We start from the raw sequence: 23582 nt of genomic DNA on the forward strand, positions 1-23582 counted from the left end.
GTTTTCAGGAAGCCGCTTCACACTTTTTCGGATCACGCTCCGGGCCCCCATCACCAAGCGTATCGCACCACGCCCTTGCCGGCGTAGCTGTTGGTCACCTTCGAAAATTCGCCCTCGAAGGTCGCAGCCACCGACCAGCCGTTGCGCCATTTCAGTTCGGCTGAGGCAGTGGTCAGTGCGCTGTCGGAAGCCTGTGCCGCACCGTTGACGACGAAGCTCGCGCCGGGCAACGCCTGGAAGGTGGCGGCCACCGAACGGCTGGGATCGTAATCATGCGCCCAGCCAAAGCGGCTGCGCAGGGTCAGAATGCCATCGGCGAGCGCGTAGGATTTGTCGGTGCGGATGCCGAGTTCGCTCCTGACATCGGTGACGCTCCTGGCGCCATAGCCCAGTGCGAACGCGCCGCTGCCGGCCCGCACGCTTTCGGCATAGGCCGGCAGGTCGAAGGTAGTGAACTGGCCCGCGGCATACGGTGTGATCCCGATCCCGCCGGCCAACGGCGTCACGAAGCGATAGCCGCTTTCGACCCGACCTGAGTAGGCGTTGGCATCGAACTCGGCGCGCAGATGGCCGAAACCGCCAGCGGTGACGATACGATCGGTGGTGATGTCCTGCCAGCCATAGGCCAAAGCGGCCGTGATATAGGCCGCGCCTTCGGTGTGGCGGACATAGGCACCGGCCTGGAATAAATCCGAGCGGCCGCTGCCCGATCCGTTGACGCTGAAATTGGTGCCGCCACCGGCCAGCGCAAAACCCGCGACGGTGTTGGGTGAGAACAGATAGTCGGCGCCTACAGCAGTGCCGTAAACGCTGCTGGTGGTGTTGTTGGAGCCGAGTGCCAAATTGCCATCGGTGGTTTGCGATCCACCATAGCCCGCGGTCCACACGCTCCAGCGCTGTTCGAAGGAGGGCGCGAGCGGTGCCTTGGTGAACATCGCAAACGCATCGGTGTTCTTTTTGCGCGCGGCATAGGCGCTGGCGGCTTCCTCAGCATAGCCGGTGGCGCCCGCCGAGCCGGTGCCGCCGCCGCGGTTCATGAAGGGATCGGTCATCAGGCCCATGAACTGGTTCATCGCATTGAAGGTGGTCTGCTGCGATCCGGTCGCCACCTCACCGGAGGCTTGGGTCAGGCCCGTCGGTGTCAGCGCGCCAAACGCCATGGGAATGCTGCCGGCGGTGGTGAACGAATTGGTCAACGCGTTGGCGATGTTTTGTTGATTGCGGTTGAGTCCACTGCCGGACGGCGGCACGAAATTCAGCACCAGGTCGAGATAGGCATGCGTCGGATCGTAGCGCAGCGAACCCTGGAAGCCGGACGGCAGATTGCTGTTGACCTGCGAACCGAAGGTGCCGCTGACGCTGCCGGCGCTCAAAATGGTGTAGGTCTTTGATATATTTACAAACGGCCCCGCCGCGAACGCGACGTTGACCGAGGCGCCGCCGAGTGTCGCCGCGCCAGTGACGTTGGCGAACGACGCCGTCGCCGAATTGAGCGCGACCAGATAGATCGCGCCGGACTGGAACGCTAGATTACCCATGACCATCATCGACGAACCGGGCGTGCCGTTGCCCGGTGCGAAGCTGCCGCCGCTTGCGATCACCGTATTGCCGACGGTGCCGGTGCCGTCGAGTGCGCCGCCCGTGTTGACGGTAAGGCTCGTAGCGGATGCCAGATTGCCCTCGACAGACAAGGTGCCTGCGTTGACGTTCACGGGACCGGCGAAGGTGCTGGTGCCGGTCAGCGTCCAGGTGGAATCACCAACCTTGGCGAAGGAGGCAAAGCCCTGATATTGCGGCGCGCCGAGTTGCGAAATGTCAAAACTCGCGGCGGTGCCGCCACCGAGTTGGAAGGTGCCGTTGCCGGTCTGGTCGACGACGTTGCCGGTGAAACTGAATCCTGCTCGGAGTTCGAGGATGTTGGCGCCGCCGGTGAAGGTGACCGCGCTGGCGCGGGTCACGCCATCGCCGGAGAGGCCGCCGGAGATCGAACCGCTGTTGATGACGGTAATGTCGGTGCCGTAAACGCCAGCACCGCCGAGGCCAACGGCGCCAAGACTGCTGCCCATACCGCCGAGGCCACCAGCTCCGCCCGTGATATTGCCGGTGTTGGCGAGCACGCCGCCGCCTGCGAACATCACGCCGCTGCCGCCGCCGCCGCCAGCGCCGCCGATGTCGCTCTGGCCGGCGCTTCCGTTGCTGCGGCCGCCACCGCCACCCGTGCTCTGGCCGCCGTTGCCGCCTGCGCCGCCGATAATGCTCCCGATGTTGGAGAGTGTGCCGGCCCCCGCGAACATCACAGCGGTCCCACCGTTGCCGCCGGTGCCGCCATTGCTGCCGTTGCCGCCATTGCCGCCATTATCGCTGAAGCCGCCGCCTGCGCCGCCACCGCCGCCAGCGCTCTGGCCGCCGCTGCCGCCGGCACCCGCGGTAATGGTTCCTGTGTTGGAGAGTGTGCCGGCCCCGGCGAACATGACGGCGATGCCACCGTTGCCGGCGTTGCCGCCGGCGCTGCCGTCGCCACCGTTGCCGCCGTTGCCGGCACCCACGCCGCCGGTGCCGCCAATGCTGTCGCCGCCGGTGCCGCCAACGCCACCGAGAATGGTCCCGGTGTTAGACAGCGCGCCAGTCGCCGCGAACATGACGGCAATGCCGCCATCGCCGCCGTTGCTGCCGCCGCGGACGATACCGCCGTGTCCCCCCGCGCCGTCGATGCCACCACCGCCGCCGATGTCGAAGCCACCGATGCCGCCGAAGCCGCCGTGGCCGCCCACGGCCAGGCCGGCGCCGCCTCCGGCGCCAGCGGTAATTGTGCCGGTGTTGAAGAGCGTGCCGGCCGCCGCGAACATCACAGCGATGCCGCCAGTCCCCCCGGCGCCGCCAGCGTCGCCGAAGCCGCCGAAGCCGCCGTCACCGCCATTGCCACCCTTGCCGGGTGGGCCGCCAGGACCGCCTTGGCCACCGACGCCACCGTCGCCACCGGTACCGCCGAAGGTGCTACCGCCGCTGCCACCATTGCCGCCGATGATGCTGCCTGCGTTGGTCAACGTGGCGGTAGCCATGAACGTGACACCAAGACCGCCCGCGGCGCCTGCGCCGCCAACGCCGGTGGGATCACCACTGAAGCCAGTGCCGCCATTGCCGCCGGGGTTACCGGCAGGGCCCAGATTGCCGTTCCTACCCGGGCCAGCCATCGCCTCGAAGCTGATGCCGCCACTACCGCCCGCACCGCCAGCGACGGTCCTGCCCGCGATGATAGTCACGTTGGCGTCGACCGTGTTTAGTCCAGCGCTGAAGCCGGCGCCGCCGCTACCGCCCGCACCGCCTACTCCTCGGGAGGAGCCACCGCCGCCGCCACCGCCGCCGATGGCATTCGCGTCGATGGTGATTGCAGGCGCGGCACTGCCGGCTCCGGGTGCGAGCGCGAGCCCGATGCCCCCGGAACCGCCTTGCGCCCCAATGCTTTGTCGATCATTTCCGCCATCGCCCCCATCACCGCCCGCGCCGCCGGTAACGGTTGACGAGAGCGTGCCGAGATTGCCGCCGCCAGTGACGACCGCGCCCCAGCCGCCAGCCCCGCCGCCGCCGGCACCGTCTGCGGAGTTGGAGATATCCCCGTTGCCTCCGCGGCCGCCGGCGCCACCGCTGACATTGCCGATTGGAACTCCTGCCTGGACAGAGCCGTGGGCGCCGCCACCGCCGCCGCCGCCGCCGCCGTTGATGCCGCCACCAAGGTAGGAGGCACCATTTGCGCCGGCCGCCCCTGGCGCAGCTCCTCCGGCTCCTCCCAATACAGGTGGACCACCCAGGAAAGTGCTGGCCGTCGACGTGCCGCCCTTGCCTCCGGTGGTTCCGGCGCCGCCGCCACCGCCACCTTGGGCGTTATCGCCTCCAGCGCCGCCGGTGCTCGTTGCGCTATCGATGCCGCCTGCGCCACCACTGAAGGGGGGACTAGCGCCTCCGCCACCACCATCTGCGCGTGCCGGCGCAACCGCGATCGCCATGATAAGAATAACGGCGGTGCCGCCTAATAGTCCGGCCCGAGACATCCGGCGCGGACGGGTGCGGTGGCGGAGGTCGTCATCCTCTAGGTTCCGAAACCCCGCGCCTGATCCACCGCTTTGAGATCCATATTGCCGGTTAGCGGTGCGACAACGCCGCGACGACGGTTCGCCGGATTTCGTCTCGATTCCATTATTCGCACGCACCGCAATTCCCACTGTTGCACGGAGACGCGAATCCCCGTTCGAATACTTCGCTCTGCGCTGCGAGGCTCGCCGCGGATGCGACGCCGGCCATGCGATAGGTGTTGCTCGCCGTCCCGATCGCAACCTGATTGGCGGCGGTGGCCGCTGCGCCGGCACCGACCGCGGTGGAGTTGGTAAAACCAGCCGAGGCTCCTGCACCGATCGCGGTCGCATTGAGCGCGGACGCGGTCGCGCCGTTGCCGAAGGCAGAACTGCCGGCGGCGGCACTTGCCTTCGCGCCGTCGCCGACGGCTGTGTTGCCGAACGCTGCGGCCGAATCTGCGCCGACTGCGATCGATCCGGTCGAGACGGCGCCCGTGCCGATCGCAATCGCATTGGCGCCCGTGCCAGCGGTTGCGCCATCGCCGATCGCGACAGCGCTCGCCCCGGTGGCGTGGGAGTTGTTGCCGGCCGCGAAGGAATTGCCGCCGCTTGCCGTCACCGCGTTGCCCAGGGCGAGGGCGTTTGTTGTGCTGGCGCTGGCTCCGCTCCCGATCGCGGTGGCAGATGCCCCCGTCGCAACGCTAGTCAGGCCGATCGCGATCGATTTGTCGCCGTTGGAATGCGCGCCTACGCCGGCGGCTCCGTCGCCGCCACCTCCGATCGCGACGCTATAATTCCCGGACGCGGAGGCACCCGTTTCAACGCCACCAATGAACTCGCCGCCGCCCATCGCGGTGCTGCCGACGCCCGCCGCGGCGCTGTAGCCGCCGGTCGACGTGCTGTAGTCAGCGGCTGCTAGGCTTTCGATACCGGTCGCCGTGCTGTAGACTCCAGACGCCGTGCTGCCGAACCCGCTTGCCGTCACGCCCGTTCCGTCCGCCTTGCTGGCCCCACCGACTGCCGTGCTGGCGGTACCCGCTGCCTGACTTTGGCCGATCGCCACGCTGCCGTTACCGGTCGCTTGGCCGCCACAAGCGACGGCGCCGGCGCCAGGCGCAGAACCGAGCGCAGTGCCTGTTACCGCCGCGCCGCAGACCCCTTGCGCGGCGGCGGGCGCCAGATCAAGCGTCAAGACGAACATGGCGAGCACCACGGCTGCAGCCAAGGCTTTGATCAAACAAAACATCGATCAAACAAAACATCGCGTTAGGGATCGCACGAAGCATTTGCGCTCTCAGGTCCAGAGGTCCGGGTCTATCCCGATCGTTGGCCGGCTACGGCCGCCGCGAACGTGGGTCAAGACGACGGGCCGGACATCAACCGTTCGGTTGAATTCGCCTGTGCATGCAACGCCGACGGCCCGGTTTTTTCCGACTGTTGCTGGATTGCATCGCGATGTTTGGGCTAGCTCGCCCAGTTCTCCCGGAACTCGGGGAACAGCGTCAAGCCACCGCAGGCATAGATGGTCTGGCCGGTGATGTAGCTCGCATCGTCCGATGCGAGGAAGGCAAATACGGCGGCGATCTCTTCTGGGGCCCCGACGCGCCCGAGCGGGATGTGGCTCGCGACGTTGGCCCGCTTTTCAGCCTCGCCGGTCCAGGCTGCATTGATCGGCGTGTCGATCGCGCCGGGACCGACCGCATTGACGCGGATGCCGCGACCGGCAAATTCAAGCGCCAGCGTGCGCGTCAGATTGGCCATGCCGCCCTTGCTGATCGAATAAGCGAGATAGCCCGGCTTCGGGACGATCTGGTGGACGCTGGAGCAGTTGATGATGCTGCCGCCAGCGCCGCGCGCGACGAAATGCGCCAGCGCCTTCTGCGCGCAGAGCACGGCGCCATTGAGATTGACATCGATGATGCGGCGATAGGTTTCGATGTCGAGCGCCTCGCTTGGCGATTCGCGCTGGAAGCCGGCATTGTTGACGAGACAGTCGAGGCGCTTCCAGCGCGCCAGGATCGTCTCGAACATCGCAGCCACCTCCTTGTCGTTGCTGACGTCGGCCTTGACGATGACATGGTCGAGCTTGCCGTGACCGCGATCGCCCGATCCCGTCCTTGCGAGCGCAAGCGTCTCCTCCGCCTTCTCGGGGTGATCGACATAATTGATGGCAACGGTCGCCCCTTCCTGGGCGAGCCTGATAGCAACGGCGCGGCCGATGCCCTGGGAGGCACCGGTCACCAGGGCATATCGGCCAACGAGGCGTGAGGGAAAAATGGTTGAGAGATCGGTCGTCGAGAGATCGGTCTGTGGCATGAGCTTTCTTTCTCCGGGATGCCTCATCATGGACGGAACCGGTGTTTTGTTCCATCCACTAGCGCATCCCTGCGATTCATTCCGCGCGGCGTGCGATCGGAGAGGTCAGGATCTGGTAGAGAATGATCGCGCCGAAGGTGGCGGTGCCGATTCCGCCGATGGTGAACGCGCCGAATTTCAGCGTGAGGTCGCCGGCACCTGCGGTCAGCGCGACGGCGACGGTGATCAGGTTCGCAGGGTTTGCGAAATCGACCTTGTTCTCGACCCAGATCCGGCCCGCCATCGCCGCGATCAAACCGAACAGCACGATCGAAAGGCCGCCGATAACAGGACCGGGGATCGACAGGATCAGCGCACCGAATTTCGGCGAGAAGCCGAGCAGCAGCGACACGGTCGCGGCGAAGGCAAACAGCAGACTCGAATAGACCTTCGTCGCCGCCATGACGCCGATGTTCTCGGCATAGGTGGTTACGCCAGTGCCGCCGCCGCAAGCGGCGACGATCGTCGCGAGGCTGTCGGCAAACAAAGCGCGGCCGAGATAGCCATCGAGGCTGCGGCCGGTCATGGCGCCGACGGCCTTGATGTGACCGAGGTTCTCGGCGACGAGAATGACCGCAACCGGCGCGATCAGAAAGATCGCATCGGCATGGAAGGTCGGCGTCGTAAAGTTCGGCAGGCCGAACCACGGCGCGGCCGCGAGCTGCGTGAAGTCGATCGGCTTACCGAAGCCGAGGCCGTTCGCGAACAGCAGATACAACAGATATCCGCCGATTGCGCCGAGGATGATCGGCAGACGGCGCCACAGGCCGGGAGCCGCAACGGCGACCACGCCGATGATCAGAACGGTCGCGAGCCCGATCCAGGTCTCGAACGCGTTGGCGCTCACCGCCTTGACGGCCACGGGCGCGAGGTTGAGGCCGATCGCGGCGACCACGGCGCCGGTGACGGCCGGCGGCATCAGGCGCTCGACCCAACCGATGCCCGACCACATCACGATCAGCGCGATCACGCCGTACAACACACCAGCGCCGACGATGCCGCCGAGCGCAACCGACAGGTTCGGGTTCGGCCCGTGCCCGGCATAGCCGGTGGCGGCGATGACGACGGCGATGAACGCGAAGCTCGAGCCGAGATAGCTCGGCACGCGGCCCGCGACGATGACGAAGAAGATCAGCGTGCCGACGCCGGAGAACAGGACCGCAACGTTGGGATCGAACCCCATCAGCAGCGGCGCGATGATCGTCGACCCCGACATTGCAACGCAATGCTGGAGACCGGAAACAAAGGTCTGTCCCCATGACAGCCGCTCCTCCGGCATGATCACGCCCGAGGTCTTCAGCTTCCAACGCGGAAAATAGCTATGCGCCTGCTCGTCCGAGCCGGTTGCGTTCGACATGTTCCCCCGTTGCGGTGCAGCGATTGATGTTCGTGCGATCCGACAAAAATGTGATTGTTGCTTATGCGGCGAACATCACATGATGTAAATCATGCAAGATCAAGGCGTTCCGGGCCGAATAATATGACACAAGTCGCGATCCAGCCAGCCGTTCATCGTCGGCATCAACCCTGGTACAAGATCCTTTACATCCAGGTCCTGATCGCGATCGCGCTCGGCGTGCTGATCGGCTATTTCTACCCGGACCTCGGCAAGGCGCTGAAGCCGCTCGGCGACGGCTTCATTGCGCTGATCAAGATGATGATCGCGCCGGTGATCTTCTGCACCGTGGTGCACGGCATCTCCTCGATGGGCGACCTCAAGCGCGTCGGCCGGGTCGGACTGAAATCGCTGATCTATTTCGAGACCGTCTCAACCGTCGCGCTCGCCATCGGCCTCCTGGTCGGCGAGATTCTCCAGCCCGGGCACGGCTTCAACATCGATCCCGCCACGATCGACCCGAAGTCGGTCGCGACCTACGTCACCAAAGCCAAGGAGGAGGGTATCGTCGCCCATCTGATGGCGATCATCCCCGACAGCTATGTCGGCGCAATCGCGCGCGGCGACCTGTTGCAGGTGCTGCTGGTCTCGATCCTCTCCGGCTTCGCCATCGCCTTCCTCGGCAAGACCGGCGAGCCGATCGCGGAGGCGATCGACAAGGCCGCAAAGATGTTCTTCGGCATCATCCGCATCATCGTGCGCGTGGCGCCGATCGGCGCATTCGGCGCGATGGCGTTCACCGTCGGGGCCTACGGCCTCGGCTCGCTGCTCAACCTCGCCGCCCTGATCGGCACGTTCTATCTCACCAGCATCCTGTTCGTGCTGATCGTGCTGGGCTCGATCGCGCGGCTCTCTGGCTTCTCGATCCTGCGCTTCATCGCCTATATCAAGGACGAATTGCTGATCGTACTCGGCACCTCGTCGTCGGAGACGGTGCTGCCGCAGATGATCCAGAAGATGGAACATCTCGGCGCCTCGCGCTCGGTGGTCGGCCTCGTGATTCCGACCGGCTACAGCTTCAACCTCGACGGCACCAACATCTACATGACGCTGGCGACGCTGTTCCTCGCGCAGGCGACCAACACCCATCTGACCATCTGGCAGGAGCTCGGCATCTTGGGCATCGCCATGATCACCTCGAAGGGCGCATCGGGCGTGACCGGCGCCGGCTTCATCACGCTCGCCGCGACGCTCTCGATCGTGCCCGACATTCCGATCCAGTCGATCGCGATCCTGGTCGGCATCGACAAGTTCATGAGTGAGTGCCGCGCGCTGACCAACCTCATCGGTAACGGCGTCGCCTGCGTCGTCATCAGCATCTCGGAAGGAGAGCTCGACCGCGACGCGCTGCACGAGGCGATGGCGCATCCACTGGAGATGGGCGAAGCGCTGGAGCCTGGCGGCAGCGCTTAGACGCCGCGACGAACAGGCAGTCGCAGCCTGGTTCCGATGCGGTAGTTTCCCGGAGTGGTCAATTGGTGCAGCAAGCGTCACAACAACGGCATTGGGATCACCGATTGATACTCATTCATTCCACCCGACGCGCTGGGGGCAGAGCGTCGGGTTTTTGAGAATATATCCGAACGATCGGGCGGGATCAGATGATCCGCCATTGGCGCGCAACTGCCCTTTTCCCGCGAAGGATAATCAGCCGCGGGTCGGCATCATTGCTCTACCGCGCCGAACAATTGCCGCGAGGTGGCAAGATCGACCCGGCGCGTGACGCCGATGGCCTGCAGGAACGCCTCGTCATGGCTGGCGACGAGCAGCGCGCCGTCATAGGCCCTCAAGCCGGCTTCGACGGCTTCGATGGACTCGAGGTCCAGATGATTGGTCGGCTCGTCCAGGATCAACAGTGACGGCGGCCTCGATCCGCCCAGCACGCGGGCGAGCCCCGCGCGAAACAGCTGGCCGCCGCTCAGGCTGCCGACGATCTGCAGGGCGGCATCGGCGCGAAACATGAAGCGCGCCAGCGCAGCATGGCACTCATTCGCGCCGGCCCTTGGATTGAGGCGCCCGAAATTGTCGAGGATCGAGATCGCGGGATCGAGCAGGCTGACCTTCTGGTCGAACAGCGCGAAGTCAGGCCTGACCCGCACGGTGCCCGAGACGGGGCGCATCTCGCCAGCAATGAGCTTCAACAGCGTCGTCTTGCCGGAGCCGTTCGGCCCGACAATCGCGACACGCTCCGGCCCAACAATGGTGAGCGATAGATTACGCAAGACCGGTCGCTCCGGCTGATAGCCAGCACTGACGCGATCGAGCCAGACCACCTCCCTCCCCGCCGGCAGCTGCGTCGAGGGCAGCTTTACGGACAGCGGCTGAAGGACCTCGATGCGCCGGCGCGCGGTGTCGACTGCATCGAGCGCTTCCGCGCGCCGCCGTTCAGTGATCTGCGCAGTCTTGCCACCGCTGTCCTCGCTGCGATCCCGACGTGCACCAGCGAGAATACGCGGCATGTCGCCCTTGGCGCGCTTCCTCTTGCCACCGCTGTCCTTGCGCGCTTTCCGCTCGGCCGCCTCCTGCGCCTTGCCGTCGATCTCGGACAGGTGCTTCTCGGCATGCGCGAGGTCGTGCCGGACCGCGGCGAGCTCGACGGACTTCTGCGCGCGATAGCTGCTCCAATTGCCGCCATAGCGCGTTGCTCCGAGCGAGGTCAGCTCGACGATAGCGTCCATCGTCTCGAGCAGCGCCCGGTCGTGGCTGACCACGATCGCGCCGCCGCGCCAGGCCGCCAGGAGATCGATCACGGCACGGCGCCCGTCCCGATCGAGATTGTTGGTGGGCTCGTCCAGCAGCAGGAAGTCCGGCCCGGTGAAAAGCAGCGCCGCGAGACGAACCCGCGTGACCTGCCCGCCCGACAAGCGGTCCAATTCCGTGTCGGGCGCGATATCGAACCCGACGCGAGCAAGGGCGGATGCGAGCCGCGTCTCGAGAGTCCAGTCGATTTCGGCGACATCCTCGGCCGATGCTTCGCCACGCTCGGCACGGCGCAGCAGGTCCAGGGCATCGCGCGCGCCGAAGAGGTCAACGACCGTCGCGCCCGCGCGGAGCTGGGCGTCCTGGCGCAGAAGCCCGACGGTTCCGTTTGCGATCACACGCCCCGACTGCGGAACGTGCTCGCCCATAATCGCGGCGAACAGAGTTGTCTTGCCGACGCCATTGCGGCCGACGAGCCCGGCTCGCTCAGTGCCGAAGGTCAGATCGATGTTGGAGGGAAGCGAGCGGCCGTCAGGCGTGGCCAGCGACAGGCGCGACAGGATGATTGAAGCAGGCATGGAATTCCCCGTGAGCAAAGCGGATCGGCGTTGCGGTCGGGGTAAAATCCATGGCTGCGAATATCCTTGTTGGGTGCCCGCTGATAATCCCGCCGGGCGCCAAGATCAAGCCTTGTCCTCGGCGAGACCCGCTAGGCGGCCAGCCTGTCGAACTGGACCTTGCCCGCCTTCATCACCAGCGGAATGCGCTCGCCCTGACCGAGCAGGCACGTCACGTCGCGCAACGGGTTGCCGTCGACCACCAGCAGATCCGCGAGAGCTTCGGGCACGATCCGGCCGAGCTTGCCTTCCATGCCGAGCACCTCGGCGCCGACCAATGTCGCGCTGGCGATGACCTCGCGTGCGCCCTGAATTTCGGCGCGGATGCGAAATTCGTCGCTCTGGAGGCGCTGCGACGGTCCAAGCAGATCGCTGCCATAGCCCATCTTCACCCCGGCCTTGCGATAGATCTCGAGCGAGCGCAGGCCGGCGTCGCGGACGTCGGCGATCTTGGCGACACTCTCCGGCGGCAGACCGTACTGCGCGCCCTCATTGGCAAGGGCTTCATAGGTCACGAGCGTCGGCACCACATAGGCGTCCTTCTCGGCCATCAGGCGCGCGGTCGGCTCGTCGACGAGATTGCCGTGCTCGATGGTGCGCACGCCGCAGCGGACCGCGCGCGCGATTGCCGCGGCGGTATAGGCATGGGCGAGCACATAAGTCTGCCGGCCTCGCGCCTCCTCGACGATGGCGCGGATCTCGTCCTCGGAGTAGCCAAAGGCGCCGACCGGATCGGTCGGAGAAGCAACGCCGCCGGACGCCATGATCTTGATCTGGTCGGCACCCATCTGGAGCTCTTCGCGCACCGCCTTGCGCACGCCGTCGACACCGTCGGCAACACGCGCCAGCGCGCCGACGCGCACGCAGCAGGGACAGAGCGCGTCGCTGGCGAGGTAGTCCGAACGCGCCCGCATGTCGCCGTGGCCGCCTGTCTGGCTCAGCGCTCGGCCGGACACGAACAGCCGCGGACCGTCGGTCAGGCCGGTCTCGATCGCCTGCTTCATCGCGTGGCCGGCGCCGCCGGCATCACGGACGGTCGTAAAGCCGCGCCGCAGCATGCCGCGCAACAGAAGCGTCGAGCGTAGCGTCACCAGCACGTTGGGAATGTGGACCTGCTGCGCCAGGTTGAGCTCGATCGCGATGGTGTGCACGTGAAGATCGATCAGGCCGGGCATCAGCGTCTTGCCCTTCAGATCGATGGTTCGATCGGCGGCGACCTTGATCGGCCGATCCGAGACCTCCCTGACCAGATCGTTCTCGACCAATACGTCATGACCGCTCAGCAACTCCGCCTGGAGCGGGTCGAGCAGAGCGGCATTCTTGAAGAGGATGCTGGGCATGGTGGTTTCCTGTCAGGGCGCCTGCGCAAGCAGTGCCGGCAATGTGAGCTGGGCAAACGGGAGACAGGCGGCGACGTCGTCCTCGTCATACCAGCCCGCCTCGTGCAGCAGATTGAGCGAGCCGAGCGTGCGTCCGCGCCAGCGCACGGGCATGTTGAGCACGCTGGCGCAGCCAAGCGAGGTGATCAGCTCGTGGTCGGAAAATACGTTGCGCAAATCGTCCTGCGTACGGCCGATATAGGCCTCGCCGCGGTCGAGCACGGCCTCGGTCCATGGACCCGGCGCCAGGCGCTTGCGTCCGCCCGCGGGATAGGGTCCGGGAAGATTGGAATAGACCCGCGCCGCTTCGCCGCTGGCGTCGTCGTATGCCAGGATCGTGAACAGCTTGTGCCCGATCGCCGACTTCACGGCCTGGTCGAGCGCTGCGAACAACGCATTCGGCTGGTCCACGCTGCTCTGCGCTGCCGCGACGGCGCAGAGCCAGGGATCAGCCTTTGGTTTGATCCGCGTCATGCAACCTCGCCCGCCGCGATCTCTTCCAGCGACCGGCCGCGCGTCGGTACGCCCATCAGCACGACGGTGACCGCCCCCAGCAGCAGCACGGTGGTGGTAACGCCGAATACGCCGGCAAAGCCGAAATTGGGATAGAGGTAGCCGACCAGGATCGGCGAGACGATCGCACCGATGCGGCCGATCGCGGAAGCAAGCCCGGCGCCGGTGGTTCTGACCGCCGTCGGGAACACCTCGGCCGTGTAGGCATAGACGCCGGCATAGGTGCCGTTCATGAAGAACGACAGCAAGATTCCCGCGGCCATGATCTGCTGGTCGCTCTGCGCGAAGGCGAGGCCGAGTGCGCTGGCGCCGCCGAGCACCATGTACGTCGCGATCGTTGCCTGCCGCCCGATGCGCTCGTTGAAATACGCGGCGCTGAAATAGCCGGGAATCTGCGCGCAATAGATCGCGATCGAATAGGCGAAGCTCTTGGTGATGCTCATGCCGTTCTGGACCAGAAGACCTGGGATCCAGACGAAGAAGGAATAATAGCTGAAGGTGATCGCGAGCCACATGATCCAGGTCATGATGGTGATGCGCGCCTGGCGAGCCGCCAGAAGCGCTGCGAAATTGGCCAGCAGCGTTCCACCAGTACCGGTCGGTGTTGTGGCTTCGACGACCGGCGGCGGCAGGACAAGGCCCTCGCGCGCAAAGCGTGCCTCGATCCTGTCGAGGACGATTTCGGCTTCCTTCTCCCGTCCCCGGCTTTCGAGCCAGCGCGGCGATTCCGGCAAGGCCTTCCGCCACCACAGCAGCATGACGACCGGCACCGCCGTGATCACCAGTACGATGCGCCAGCCGTTATCATAGGCGGGCACGATGAAGTAACCGAGCAAGGCCGCGGCGACGAACCCAAAGGAGAAGAAGCCGGCCAGCGCGCCGGTAAAGCTGCCGCGGCAACGCCGCGCCACGAATTCGGCGAGATAGGGTGCAATGATCGCACTCTCCGCGCCGGTGCCCATGCCGGCGACAACGCGGGCTGCGAAGAAGGACGGCCAGCTATCCACCATCGCGCTGGCGATGGACGCCGCACAGTAAAGCGCCAGCGCCGACATCATCACCGCGCGGCGACCAATCAAATCGCCGAGCGTGCCGGCGAGCAATGCCCCGAACAGAAAGCCGATATAGGTGCTGCTGCCGAGCACACCGATCTGGACGCTCGACAAATTCCAGGCCGTGCGCAGCACCGGCAGGATGAAGGCGAGCACCGCCGCATCCATCGCGTCGAACGTGTAGCCGAGCCCGCCCATCAGCAGGAGATGCGCGTGGAAGCGCGCGAACGGAAGGCGCTCGATGCGCGCCGATATCATCGACATGAAAGTCCCCCTCGATCTGACGGCCCCGGCGCGCCGCGTGTCGTTCGGGAGGGAACCATAGACAAGGTGACATTATCGTCATAATTTATAATCATGATCTAACATATCACCATGGTGAATATCCGCCCGTGTCGTTCCGCGCGCTCGACCTCAACCTCCTGAAAGTGTTCGAGGCCCTGATGACCGAGGGCAGCGTCACGCGCGCCGCCAACGCGCTGACGATGACGCAGCCGGCCGTCAGCAACGCGCTCGCGCGTCTGCGCGACGCGCTCGGCGATCCTCTGTTCGTGCGGTCAGGCACCGGGATCAGTCCTACCCAGCGCGCCGTGGCGCTGTGGGAGCCGATCGGCGAGGCGCTCGAAAGCATGCGCGGCGCGCTCGACGAGCGGGTGTTCGATCCCGGCCGCGCGCAGATCGAGTTCAGCCTGTCGATGTCGGATTACGTGGCCTCGCTGGTCATGCCGAAGCTCGTGAACCATCTTGGCGAGATCGCGCCGAAGGCACGCGTCCATACCGTTCCCAACACCGTCATCGAGATCGCCGACCAGCTCGAGGACAACCGGGTGGACTGCGTGTTGAGCGTCTATGTCAACGAGGCGCAGCAGCCGGCCGCCATTCGCTCACGCTCACTTTGGACCGTCGACTATGCCTGCTTCATGCGGCGCGATCATCCGCTCGCCGCCGGAAAACGGCTGAGCACGCGCGCCTTCCTCAACGCGGGGCACGTCGATGTGAGCCTCGCCGGAAAGACGCTGCCGTCCTACGACCTCTTTCTCGCCTCGCGCGGGCTGTCGCGCAATCTGGTCGCGACCGTCAATCATTACAGCGCTGCCTACGAGATCGTGCGGCAGTCCGATCTCGTTGCGGTGCTGCCGCGCGATCTCCGCTCGCAGTCGCGCCACGCGCCGTTCCTGCATGCGATGCCGCTTCCGCTCCAGGCGCCGCCGCGCATCGTCAGCCTATTCTGGCACCAGCGTAACGATACCGTCCCCGCGCAACGCTGGCTGCGCGAGACTCTGGTCGGGATGTTTGCCCAATCTGACTGACCGGATCAGCCCTTGAGGGCGGTGACCACCACCTCGATCAGCGCGCCGCCGCCGAGATCGGCGACGCCGACGGTGGCGCGGGCCGGCAGATTGTCGCCGAAGAACTCGGTCCAGGCCGCATCCATCTCCTTTTTCCTGGAGAGATCCGTGACGAAGATCGAGGCGCTGACGATTCGGGTCTGGTCGGTGCCGGCCTCCTTCAGATAGCCGGCGATCTTGCCGAGGATGTTGCGGGTCTGGTCGCCCATCGAGACCGAGGTGTCGTCGGCAATGGTGCCGCCGACGAAGACGAAGCCGTTGGCTTCGACGGCGCGGTGCATGATGGGCGTGCGGATGCTGCGGGTGATGCTCATGATGTCCTCTTGTTCCTAGAGCGTGGAGGCATGGAAGCGGTCGATGCCGAGATCGCTGACGCGGGTCTGGGTGCCGCCATTGACGATCAGCTCCGCCATCACGGCGCCGGCGCCGGGGCCGAGCTGGAAGCCGTGCAGAGAGAAGCCGAACTGGTGATAGAGCCCTTTGTGGCGGCTGCTCGGGCCGAACACAGGGATGTCGTCCTTCATCTTCGCCTCGATGCCGGCCCAGGCACGGACGATGGTGGCGCTGCGCATCACCGGGAACAGCTCGAACACGGTGCGCGCGCTGGTCGCGAGGCTCTTCCAGTCCAGCACCGTCTCGTTGCGGTCCTGATAGGGCGTAGCCAGATGGCCGCCGCCGATCAGCACGGTCCCGTTGGAGAATTGCTTGAAGGAGAGCTTTCGCCCGCGCAGGATCACGACGGGGTCGATGAAATGCGGCACGCGCGAGGTGATCATCAGCATCGGCGCCACGGTCTCGACCGGCACCGGCTCGCCAAGCGCAGCCGCGATCTTGCCGGCCCAGGCGCCGGCGGCGTTGACGAGGACCGGCGCAGCAAAGGTTTCAGGGCCGACATCGACATGCCAGAGACCGTCGCTGTAGCGGATGTTGCTGGCGGCTACGCCCTCGCGCACGGTCGCGCCGAGCTGCTCGGCCTTGCGACGGAATGCCGTCGTCGTCTGCGCCGGATTGGCCGCGCCGTCACGGCGCGAAACCACGCCGCCGGGGCAGGTTTCGGCGACAGCCGGCACCAGCCGCCGCAGCTCGGTCGCGTCGATCAGCTCTTCGTGGGTAAAGCCGAGTGCGTTGAGCTCGGCGACGCGCGCGCGGCAGACGGCGAGCTCCTCCTCGTTCTCGGCTACCAGGACCTGGCCGTAGCTCTCAAAGCTGCAATCATCGTCGAGTAGGTCAGTAATCTTCTCCCAGATCCCCATCGAGCGGATCGAGAGCGGGATCTCGGGGATGTGCCGCGCGAGCTGACGCACGCCGCCTGCGTTGACGCCGGAGGCGTGGCGGCCGGCATAGTCCTTCTCAATCAGCAGCGGCTTCAAGCCGGCAAGGCACAGATGCAGCGTCGTCGAGCATCCATGGATGCCGCCGCCGACGACGATCGCATCCACGTTTTGGGTCATCCGCGCACCACCGCCTTGACGTCGTCCTCGCCCTTCGGAACGGCGGCGAGCTCGGCGAGCGTGATCGGCTTCACCGGCGCGCGCAGCCGGTAATAGCCGATCTCCTGCGGGCTCTTGCCACGCGCCTGCGCCATCAGCTCGGTGACGGTGAGGCCGCAGAGCCGGCCCTGGCACGGGCCCATGCCGGTGCGGCGATAGGCCTTGAGCTGGTTCGGCCCGGTCGCGCCGATCGCAACGGAATCGAGAACGTCCTTTGCGGTGACCTCTTCGCATCGGCAGACGATGGTGTCACCCGAGGGAATGCGGAACTGCAGCGACGGGCGGAACAGCGTGTCGAGGAAGACGCGGCCGCGCTCGGCCCTGGCGAGATCGGCGCGGAGCGTGGCCATCGCGGGAAGCTTCGCAGCAGCGGCGGGCGTCAGTGCTTCCACCGCCGCGCGCGCCGCGATGCGACCGCGCACCACGGCAGCATTCGCGCCGCCGATGCCGGCGCCGTCACCGGCGATCGCGATTCCAGCGACCGACGAATTGCCGCTGGCGTCGAGCACGGGCGACCAGCACAGCTGCAAATCGTCCCAGCGATGCTTAACGTCTGCGGACATCGCAAGGTTGACGTTGGGCACGACGCCCTGATGCAACAGCAGGAGATCCGCAGGGATGGTCTCGCGCTTGCCACCGGCGATATAGCTGACGCCCGCGAGCTGGCCGTCACCCGCGCCAGCAAGCTCAGTGACGCCGGAGACGACCTGCACTTTCGCTCTCACCTCGCGCATCATCGACAGGCCCTTGGCAAAATAGGGCGAGGTCAGGAAGGCGAAGGCGTGCGGGAGCGCGGCGAGGTAGTTGGCGCGCCCGGTCGTGTCGAGGATGCGGTCGATGCGGCCGCCGAGGCGCAATATCTGCGCGGCAAGCAGCCAGAGCAGCGGCCCCTGCCCCGCGATCACGGTGCGGCCATCAGGCACCAGCGCCGACGATTTCAGCATCGTCTGCGCGGCGCCTGCCGTCATCACGCCCGGCAATGTCCAGCCGGGAATCGGAAATGGCCGCTCCAGCGCGCCGGTCGCGAGGATGACACGCTTCGCCTTGACGAAGGCCGAGGCGCCCCCGATCGAGACCGCGATGTCGAGGTTGCGGTCGAGGCTCCAGACCGTGGCACGGTGGATGACCTCGGCGCTACTCGCGCGGAGCGACTGCACGAGATCGGCACCGACCCAATAGTCGGCACCAAGCTGGCTGCGCTCGGTCACCGGCGTCGAGGAGATGGCACGAAACACCTGGCCGCCGGGACCGATGTTCTCGTCGAGCAGCAACGTCGACAGGCCCGCTTCGGCGGATGTCGCGGCGGCCGCGAGGCCCGCTGGCCCGGCGCCGATCACCACGACGTCATAATCTTCGCGCTTGGGAGCCACAGTCATCTTCCGATCTCCCGCTTGCCCTTCTGGATTTCGATCTGCATGCCCTCGGCGACCGGCACGAGGCAGCCCTGGCGATTTCCGACGCCGTCGATGGTGACGAGGCAGTCGAAGCACACGCCCATCATGCAATAGGGCAGACGCGGCGCGCCGCTCACCGCCGTGGAACGTCGCGCGTCCTGGCCGGATGCCAGCAGCGCGGCGGAGACGGTGTCGCCCTGGCGTGCAGCGACGGCAACGCCGTCGACGAAGATCTGCACTTGTGGGCGCTTGTCCTGTTCGGATCGTCTAAACATGGGATGCCTCTTGGCTCCTTGATATCTCTAATAGCCGCTGGTGTTCGCAGCGCCCGCGCCGCCGAAGCGGCTCGCCGAGAACGCGCCGACCAGCTCCGGCTCAAGCGCGCCTTGCGCCACCATCCGCGCGATCTCGAAGGCGTGGTTGGAGGCGAGCGTCACGCCGGAATGACAGCAGGCGACGAAAGCGCCGCGATGCGTCTCCGACTGGTCGTAGATCGGAAAGCCGTCCTGCGGCATGACGCGAATGCCGGCCCAGCTCCTGACCACGTTGAGCCGCGCCAGATGCGGAAACATCCGCTGCGCGCGATCGGTCATCACCGCGCTGATCGAGTGCTTGAGCGCGCGGTCGTCGAGCTCGTCCTCCTTGCTGTCGCCGATCATCACCGTGCCCTCGTCGGTCTGGCGGATCGTGGTCAGCGGATGCGGCAGGAACGGCATGGTGCGTTCGGTCACCACGATCTGGCCGCGGGTCGGGCCCATCGGCGCATAGAGGCCGACCATCGGCGCCAGCGTCTGATTGGCATTGCCGGCTGCGAGCACGATCTTGGCGGCGCGAAGCTCGCCCTTCGGCGTGGTCAGGCGGAATTCGCCGCCATTCTTGCTGATCGCCGAGACCGGCTGCTCCGGGAAATAATCGATACCGAATTCCCTGAAGCCGGTGTGGAAGGCGCGAAAGGTGCGCAGCGAATTAACGTGGCCATCGAGCGGACAATAGCTGCCGCCCGAAACCTCCGGCCCTATCAGCGGCAGCGACTTCTTCACCTCGGAGGCGGACAGCATCTCCATGTTGTAGTCGGCAGCACCCGCCTGGTTGTGCATGCGCTTGACCAGCTCGGCGCGCTGGCCGAATTCGTCCTCGCCGAGGGTGAGATGAAAGCCGCCGTTCTGCTGAAGCGCGACGTCGAGACCGGTCTGTTGCTTCAATTCGGAGGCCAGCCGGCCCCAAGCTTGCGACGCCTGCACGGTCCACACCGTATAGGCGGGCATGCCGAGCCCCTTGCTCTGGACCCAGACCAGCGCAAAGTTCGCGCGTGAGGCGCGCTTGGTGATGTCGCCTTCGTCCAGCACGGCCACGCTCTTGCCAAGCCGGCCCAGGCCCCAGGCAATGGCGGAGCCGAGCAATCCGCCGCCGACGACGGCGACGTCGTATTCTCCTGACATGAGTTCTCCTATCGTCCCGGATCGCCCTTGCCGGCGAGCACGCGGTCGAGCCCGTAGAAGCGGTCGAGCAGAATGAGGGCGGTCATGGTGATCGCGATCACGCAGGCCGAGACCGACGTCACCAGCGGATCGATGTTGTCCTGGATATAAAGGAACATGCGCACCGGCAACGTCTCGGTGCCGGGCGCTGCGAGGAAGACGGTCATGGTCAGATCGTCGAAGGATTGGATGAAGGCGAGCGCCCAGCCGCTGATGACGCCGGGCAGGATCAGCGGCAAGGTCACACGGCGAAACAGCGTCCAGCCGCCGGCGCCGAGCGAGACCGCCGCCATCTCGACCGAAAGGTCCATGCCGGTTGCCGCTGCCAGCGTCAGCCGCAGCGCGAACGGAAACACGATGATGACATGGGCGATGATCAGAGCCGTAAAACTGCCGCCGAGCCCGGCCGAGGTGAAGAAGCGCAGGAAGGCGATGCCGAGCACGACATGCGGGATCATCAGCGGCGACAGGAACAACGCCGCCAGCGCGTCGCGACCGCGGAAGCGATAGCGCGCTATCGCGAGCGCCGCCGGCACCGCGAACAGCAGCGCTACGAAGGAAGACAGCGCCCCTAACCCAAGGCTGACCCAGAAGGCGTGGATGAATTCGGGATAGTTGGCGATCGCCCTGAACCAGCGCAGCGAAAAGCCGTTGGTCGGCAGCGACAGAAAACCTTCGGGGGTGAAGGCGACGAGGCACACCACCAGGATCGGCGCCACCATCACGACAACGAAGATGGTGTGAAAGATCAGCGCCAACGGGCCGTTCCGTCTCATCGGAACACCTCGGCGTAGCGGCGTTCGATCAGCGCGTTGCTGCCGACCACGATCAGCACCAGCGCCACCAGCAGCAGCGTGGCGACGGCTGCGCCGAGCGGCCAGTTCAGCGTGTTGAGGAATTCGTCATAGGCGAGCGTCGCCGCGACCTTGAGGCGGCGGCCGCCGATGATCGCGGGTGTCGCGAAGGCGCTGGCCGAGAGCGAGAACACGATGATCGCCCCCGACAGCACGCCCGGCATGATCTGCGGCATGATGATGCGGCGGATGATAGTCACGGGACCAGCACCGAGCGACATCGCGGCGTTCTCGATCTGCGGATCGAGCCGTTGCAGTGCGGCCCAGACCGACAGCACCATGAACGGCATCATCACATGCGCGAGCGCGACGACCATGCCGGTCTCGGTGAACATGAAGGGAATGGGGAAGCGAATCACCCCGGCCGACATCAAGAGCTTGTTGACGAGGCCGTTGTTGCCGCCGAACAGCAGCGCCCAACCGAGCGTGCGCGCCACCACAGAGATCAGCAGCGGCCCGAGGATCACGAGCAGGAAAAAGCTCTTCCAGCGTGCGTCCATGCGGTTGAGGATGTAGGCTTCGGGCGCGCCGAGCAGAGCGGTGAGCAGCGTGGTCAGGATCGCGATCCGAAACGTCCGCCAGAACATTTCTGCGTAATAGGGATCGGTGGCGATCTCCTGCCAGTTCTTCAGGATGAAGACCGGCTCGATGCCCTTGTACTGGCCCCAATCGTGGAACGACAGCATCACGGTCATCGCGAGCGGGATCAGCAGCACACCGACGAACAGCATCAGGGCAGGCGCCGTCAGCCCCCAAGGTGCACGCGCGTTGCGCTCCTCGGCGACCCCGCTCATGTGACGGTCCTTGCACGCACGCTCATGTCCTCGGGGCGCCAAGTGAGACGAACGGCGTCGCCTTCGGCTGGCTGCCTCTCACCATCATTCTGGCGGATCACGATCGCCGGGCCGCATTCGCTGTCGCACTGGAACAGCCAGTGATTGCCCTGGAAGATACGCGTGACGATCTTTGCGCCGAGGCCCTCATCGCCAAAGCCGATACGTTCAGGACGAATGCTGACGGTGACAGGGCCACTGAGCCCGGGCGGCGCCGGCGCGCTCCAGGAGCCCGCCACCAACCGCGCCGGAATTGCAGTCCGATCGATCGTCCCGGCAAAATCGTTGGTCTTGCCCAAAAACTGCGAGACGAAGGCCGAGACCGGCTTCTCATAAGTCTCCTGCGGTGTGCCGATCTGCTCGATCTTGCCCTGGCTCATGACCACGATACGGTCGGACAGCGACATCGCCTCGTTCTGATCGTGGGTGACGAGGATCGTGGTGGTGCCGATGGTGCGCTGGATCTGGCGCAGCTCGATCTGCATCTCCTCGCGCAATTTTGCGTCGAGGTTCGACAGCGGCTCGTCGAGCAGCAGCACGCTCGGCTTGATTACCAGCGCACGCGCCAGCGCGACGCGCTGCTGCTGGCCGCCGGACATGCGGCGCGGATGGCGCTCCTCGTAACCGGCAAGGCCCACCATTGCGAGCGCGGCACGCACGCGCTCGGCCAGCTCGTTACGCGGGACGTTGCGCATCTCGAGGCCAAAGGCAACGTTCTCCGCCGCCGTCATGTGCGGAAACAGCGCGTAGCTCTGGAACACGATGCCGAGCCCGCGCTTGGCCGGATGGATCGCGGTCAGGTCCTTGTCCTCCAGGCGGATCGCGCCGCGTGTGGGATCGAGGAAGCCCGCGATCATCTGCAACGTCGTGGTCTTGCCGCAGCCGGAGGGGCCAAGGAACGAGATGAACTCCCCCTTGCCGACCGCGAGACTGAAGTCGTCGACCACAGTCTGCGCGCCGAACTGTTTTGCCACCCGACTGAGCTCGAGATAGGCCATGAGCTGTCTCCGCTGCGGACGATCAGATCAGCGCTCGACCTCACGGTTCCAGCGCTTGGTCCACTCCTCGCGCTTGTCGTTGATAGTGGTCCAGTCTGGATTGTAGAGCTTTGCCGCGCGTTCGCCGATCGGGGCCATCTTGCCGAGCTCCGGTGGTACCACCAGCGATTTCAGCACCGGGCCGTAGCCGTAGTCCTTGAGCATCACGAGCTGAATCTTGGGATCAAGCAGCATCTTGACGAAGTTTGAGGCCAGCGGCGAGGCGTTCGGCTTGGCGATCGGACACGCCGTCGTCAGCAGCGTCGCTGCACCTTCCTTGGGATAAACAAAGTCGACGGGGAAGCCGGTGTTGGCAAAGCTCTGGACGCGGCCGGTGCCCCACACCGCGATCACGGCCTGGCCGGACTGGAACAGCTCGGTCATCTTGCCCGGCGACGGTTCATAGGCGAGCACGTTCGGATTGATCTGTTCCTTGAAGATCTTGAAGCCGGAGTCGACATTGGACTCGCCGCCGCCGTTCATCTTCGACAGCATCACCAGCGCTTCGAGGCCATAGGTGTTGTTGATCGGCGGAATGACCAGCTGCTTAGCGTATTTCGTGTCCTTCAGATCATTCCACGAGGTCGGCGGCGCCCAGCCTTTCTCCGCAAACACCTTGGTGTTGTACATCAGACCGGTCGCGACGATGCCGATCGCAACGGCACGATCGTCCTTGAAGCGCGCAGTGTCGTAGAGATCGGCAGCCGGCAAGCCATCGAGCTTGCCACAGAAGCCGAGCTGGATCGCCTGGTACATCGGGCCGTCGTCGACGATGGCGACGTCGATCTGCTGATTGCCCTTCTGCGCCTGCAGCTTGGCCAGCGTGTCGGTGGAATTGCCGGCGACGTATTCGACCTTGACGCCGTTCTCCTTCTCGAAGGTCGGGATCACCTCATCACGAATGGTCTTCTCGAACGAGCCGCCATAGCCGGCGACATAGAGCGTTTTCTGCTGGGCCAAGGCGGCCGACGGAAGGACGGCGAGCGCCGCGATGCTGACCGCTGTCAGAAGGCGAAAAGTCTTCATGTGGTCCGATCTCCAATCTGCCGAAAAAACGGGCTGTCTCCA

Annotated in this window: 19 protein-coding genes; 2 read left to right on the plus strand and 17 right to left on the minus strand. The window is 65.6% G+C overall.

Features of this window, described 5'->3' with window-relative positions:
• Positions 1–50 precede the first annotated feature (50 nt).
• From ABID58_RS08700 to ABID58_RS08715, 4 genes are all read right to left on the minus strand, one after another.
• Positions 51–4001, minus strand: coding sequence for an autotransporter family protein (locus tag ABID58_RS08700; protein WP_354032324.1), 3951 nt, complete (start codon positions 3999–4001; stop codon positions 51–53).
• A gap of 190 nt (positions 4002–4191) precedes the next feature.
• Positions 4192–5304: a hypothetical protein gene (locus tag ABID58_RS08705; RefSeq protein ID WP_354032325.1), complete on the minus strand. Its 1113-nt coding sequence runs from the start codon at positions 5302–5304 to the stop codon at positions 4192–4194.
• A gap of 227 nt (positions 5305–5531) precedes the next feature.
• Positions 5532–6383: an SDR family oxidoreductase gene (locus ABID58_RS08710; RefSeq protein ID WP_148754030.1), complete on the minus strand. Its 852-nt coding sequence runs from the start codon at positions 6381–6383 to the stop codon at positions 5532–5534.
• A gap of 76 nt (positions 6384–6459) precedes the next feature.
• On the minus strand, positions 6460–7779 hold the full coding sequence (locus tag ABID58_RS08715) for a solute carrier family 23 protein (protein ID WP_354032326.1): 1320 nt from the start codon (positions 7777–7779) through the stop codon (positions 6460–6462).
• A 123-nt stretch (positions 7780–7902) separates the two neighbouring features.
• Here ABID58_RS08715 and ABID58_RS08720 point away from each other — a divergent pair, with 123 nt between their 5' ends.
• Positions 7903–9231, plus strand: coding sequence for a dicarboxylate/amino acid:cation symporter (locus ABID58_RS08720; protein ID WP_148754031.1), 1329 nt, complete (start codon positions 7903–7905; stop codon positions 9229–9231).
• A gap of 251 nt (positions 9232–9482) precedes the next feature.
• Here ABID58_RS08720 and ABID58_RS08725 read toward each other — a convergent pair whose 3' ends face one another.
• The 4 genes from ABID58_RS08725 to ABID58_RS08740 form a co-directional block, all read right to left on the minus strand.
• Positions 9483–11096 (minus strand): ABC-F family ATP-binding cassette domain-containing protein, encoded by a 1614-nt coding sequence (locus ABID58_RS08725; protein WP_354032327.1) that lies wholly within the window; start codon positions 11094–11096, stop codon positions 9483–9485.
• Between the two features lie 131 nt (positions 11097–11227).
• Positions 11228–12475 carry a metal-dependent hydrolase family protein gene (locus ABID58_RS08730; RefSeq protein WP_354032328.1) on the minus strand — a complete coding sequence of 416 codons (1248 nt, stop codon included), beginning with the start codon at positions 12473–12475 and terminating at the stop codon, positions 11228–11230.
• 12 nt (positions 12476–12487) lie between these two features.
• Entirely contained in the window at positions 12488–12988 is a 501-nt protein-coding gene (locus ABID58_RS08735) for a GAF domain-containing protein (protein WP_354032329.1), read from the minus strand.
• On the minus strand, positions 12985–14343 hold the full coding sequence (locus ABID58_RS08740) for an MFS transporter (RefSeq protein ID WP_354032330.1): 1359 nt from the start codon (positions 14341–14343) through the stop codon (positions 12985–12987). The genes ABID58_RS08735 and ABID58_RS08740 overlap by 4 nt, the downstream gene beginning before the upstream one ends.
• 128 nt (positions 14344–14471) lie before the next feature.
• Between ABID58_RS08740 and ABID58_RS08745 the strand changes: the two genes are divergently transcribed.
• Positions 14472–15389: a LysR family transcriptional regulator gene (locus ABID58_RS08745; RefSeq protein ID WP_148754036.1), complete on the plus strand. Its 918-nt coding sequence runs from the start codon at positions 14472–14474 to the stop codon at positions 15387–15389.
• A gap of 5 nt (positions 15390–15394) precedes the next feature.
• Here ABID58_RS08745 and ABID58_RS08750 read toward each other — a convergent pair whose 3' ends face one another.
• From ABID58_RS08750 to ABID58_RS08790, 9 genes are read right to left on the minus strand one after another with little or no spacing between them, the layout of a single operon-like run.
• A complete protein-coding gene (locus ABID58_RS08750; RefSeq protein ID WP_354032331.1) occupies positions 15395–15742 on the minus strand; it encodes a RidA family protein in 348 nt (115 codons plus the stop codon).
• Between the two features lie 15 nt (positions 15743–15757).
• Positions 15758–16879: an NAD(P)/FAD-dependent oxidoreductase gene (locus ABID58_RS08755; RefSeq protein WP_354032332.1), complete on the minus strand. Its 1122-nt coding sequence runs from the start codon at positions 16877–16879 to the stop codon at positions 15758–15760.
• Entirely contained in the window at positions 16876–18294 is a 1419-nt protein-coding gene (locus ABID58_RS08760) for an FAD-dependent oxidoreductase (RefSeq protein ID WP_354032333.1), read from the minus strand. Before ABID58_RS08760 ends, ABID58_RS08755 begins: the two co-directional genes overlap by 4 nt.
• Positions 18291–18587, minus strand: coding sequence for a (2Fe-2S)-binding protein (locus ABID58_RS08765; RefSeq protein ID WP_018641635.1), 297 nt, complete (start codon positions 18585–18587; stop codon positions 18291–18293). Before ABID58_RS08765 ends, ABID58_RS08760 begins: the two co-directional genes overlap by 4 nt.
• Before the next feature lie 27 nt (positions 18588–18614).
• The gene (locus ABID58_RS08770; RefSeq protein WP_354032334.1) at positions 18615–19751 is read right to left on the minus strand and encodes an NAD(P)/FAD-dependent oxidoreductase; all 1137 of its coding nucleotides are present in this window, start codon (positions 19749–19751) and stop codon (positions 18615–18617) included.
• Between the two features lie 8 nt (positions 19752–19759).
• Positions 19760–20566 carry an ABC transporter permease gene (locus ABID58_RS08775; protein ID WP_354032335.1) on the minus strand — a complete coding sequence of 269 codons (807 nt, stop codon included), beginning with the start codon at positions 20564–20566 and terminating at the stop codon, positions 19760–19762.
• Positions 20563–21438 (minus strand): ABC transporter permease, encoded by an 876-nt coding sequence (locus tag ABID58_RS08780; protein ID WP_354032336.1) that lies wholly within the window; start codon positions 21436–21438, stop codon positions 20563–20565. The genes ABID58_RS08775 and ABID58_RS08780 overlap by 4 nt, the downstream gene beginning before the upstream one ends.
• Positions 21435–22475, minus strand: coding sequence for an ABC transporter ATP-binding protein (locus ABID58_RS08785; RefSeq protein WP_354032337.1), 1041 nt, complete (start codon positions 22473–22475; stop codon positions 21435–21437). The genes ABID58_RS08780 and ABID58_RS08785 overlap by 4 nt, the downstream gene beginning before the upstream one ends.
• Before the next feature lie 27 nt (positions 22476–22502).
• Positions 22503–23540 carry an ABC transporter substrate-binding protein gene (locus tag ABID58_RS08790; RefSeq protein ID WP_354032338.1) on the minus strand — a complete coding sequence of 346 codons (1038 nt, stop codon included), beginning with the start codon at positions 23538–23540 and terminating at the stop codon, positions 22503–22505.
• Positions 23541–23582: the final 42 nt, after the last annotated feature.

The organism is Bradyrhizobium sp. S3.2.6, assembly GCF_040546885.1.
Taxonomy (GTDB): domain Bacteria; phylum Pseudomonadota; class Alphaproteobacteria; order Rhizobiales; family Xanthobacteraceae; genus Bradyrhizobium; species Bradyrhizobium cytisi.

Bases quoted from the DNA above. Each gene is read 5' to 3' on its own strand.
- ABID58_RS08785 (WP_354032337.1), bottom strand. From the start codon at position 22,475: ATGGCCTATCTCGAGCTCAGTCGGGTGGCAAAACAGTTCGGCGCGCAG.
- ABID58_RS08715 (WP_354032326.1), bottom strand. From the start codon at position 7,779: ATGTCGAACGCAACCGGCTCGGACGAGCAGGCGCATAGCTATTTTCCG.
- ABID58_RS08780 (WP_354032336.1), bottom strand. From the start codon at position 21,438: ATGAGCGGGGTCGCCGAGGAGCGCAACGCGCGTGCACCTTGGGGGCTG.
- ABID58_RS08725 (WP_354032327.1), bottom strand. From the start codon at position 11,096: ATGCCTGCTTCAATCATCCTGTCGCGCCTGTCGCTGGCCACGCCTGAC.
- ABID58_RS08700 (WP_354032324.1), bottom strand. From the start codon at position 4,001: ATGGCGATCGCGGTTGCGCCGGCACGCGCAGATGGTGGTGGCGGAGGC.
- ABID58_RS08740 (WP_354032330.1), bottom strand. From the start codon at position 14,343: ATGTCGATGATATCGGCGCGCATCGAGCGCCTTCCGTTCGCGCGCTTC.
- ABID58_RS08720 (WP_148754031.1), top strand. From the start codon at position 7,903: ATGACACAAGTCGCGATCCAGCCAGCCGTTCATCGTCGGCATCAACCC.
- ABID58_RS08765 (WP_018641635.1), bottom strand. From the start codon at position 18,587: ATGTTTAGACGATCCGAACAGGACAAGCGCCCACAAGTGCAGATCTTC.
- ABID58_RS08710 (WP_148754030.1), bottom strand. From the start codon at position 6,383: ATGCCACAGACCGATCTCTCGACGACCGATCTCTCAACCATTTTTCCC.
- ABID58_RS08790 (WP_354032338.1), bottom strand. From the start codon at position 23,540: ATGAAGACTTTTCGCCTTCTGACAGCGGTCAGCATCGCGGCGCTCGCC.
- ABID58_RS08755 (WP_354032332.1), bottom strand. From the start codon at position 16,879: ATGACCCAAAACGTGGATGCGATCGTCGTCGGCGGCGGCATCCATGGA.
- ABID58_RS08770 (WP_354032334.1), bottom strand. From the start codon at position 19,751: ATGTCAGGAGAATACGACGTCGCCGTCGTCGGCGGCGGATTGCTCGGC.
- ABID58_RS08760 (WP_354032333.1), bottom strand. From the start codon at position 18,294: ATGACTGTGGCTCCCAAGCGCGAAGATTATGACGTCGTGGTGATCGGC.
- ABID58_RS08750 (WP_354032331.1), bottom strand. From the start codon at position 15,742: ATGAGCATCACCCGCAGCATCCGCACGCCCATCATGCACCGCGCCGTC.
- ABID58_RS08735 (WP_354032329.1), bottom strand. From the start codon at position 12,988: ATGACGCGGATCAAACCAAAGGCTGATCCCTGGCTCTGCGCCGTCGCG.
- ABID58_RS08730 (WP_354032328.1), bottom strand. From the start codon at position 12,475: ATGCCCAGCATCCTCTTCAAGAATGCCGCTCTGCTCGACCCGCTCCAG.
- ABID58_RS08775 (WP_354032335.1), bottom strand. From the start codon at position 20,566: ATGAGACGGAACGGCCCGTTGGCGCTGATCTTTCACACCATCTTCGTT.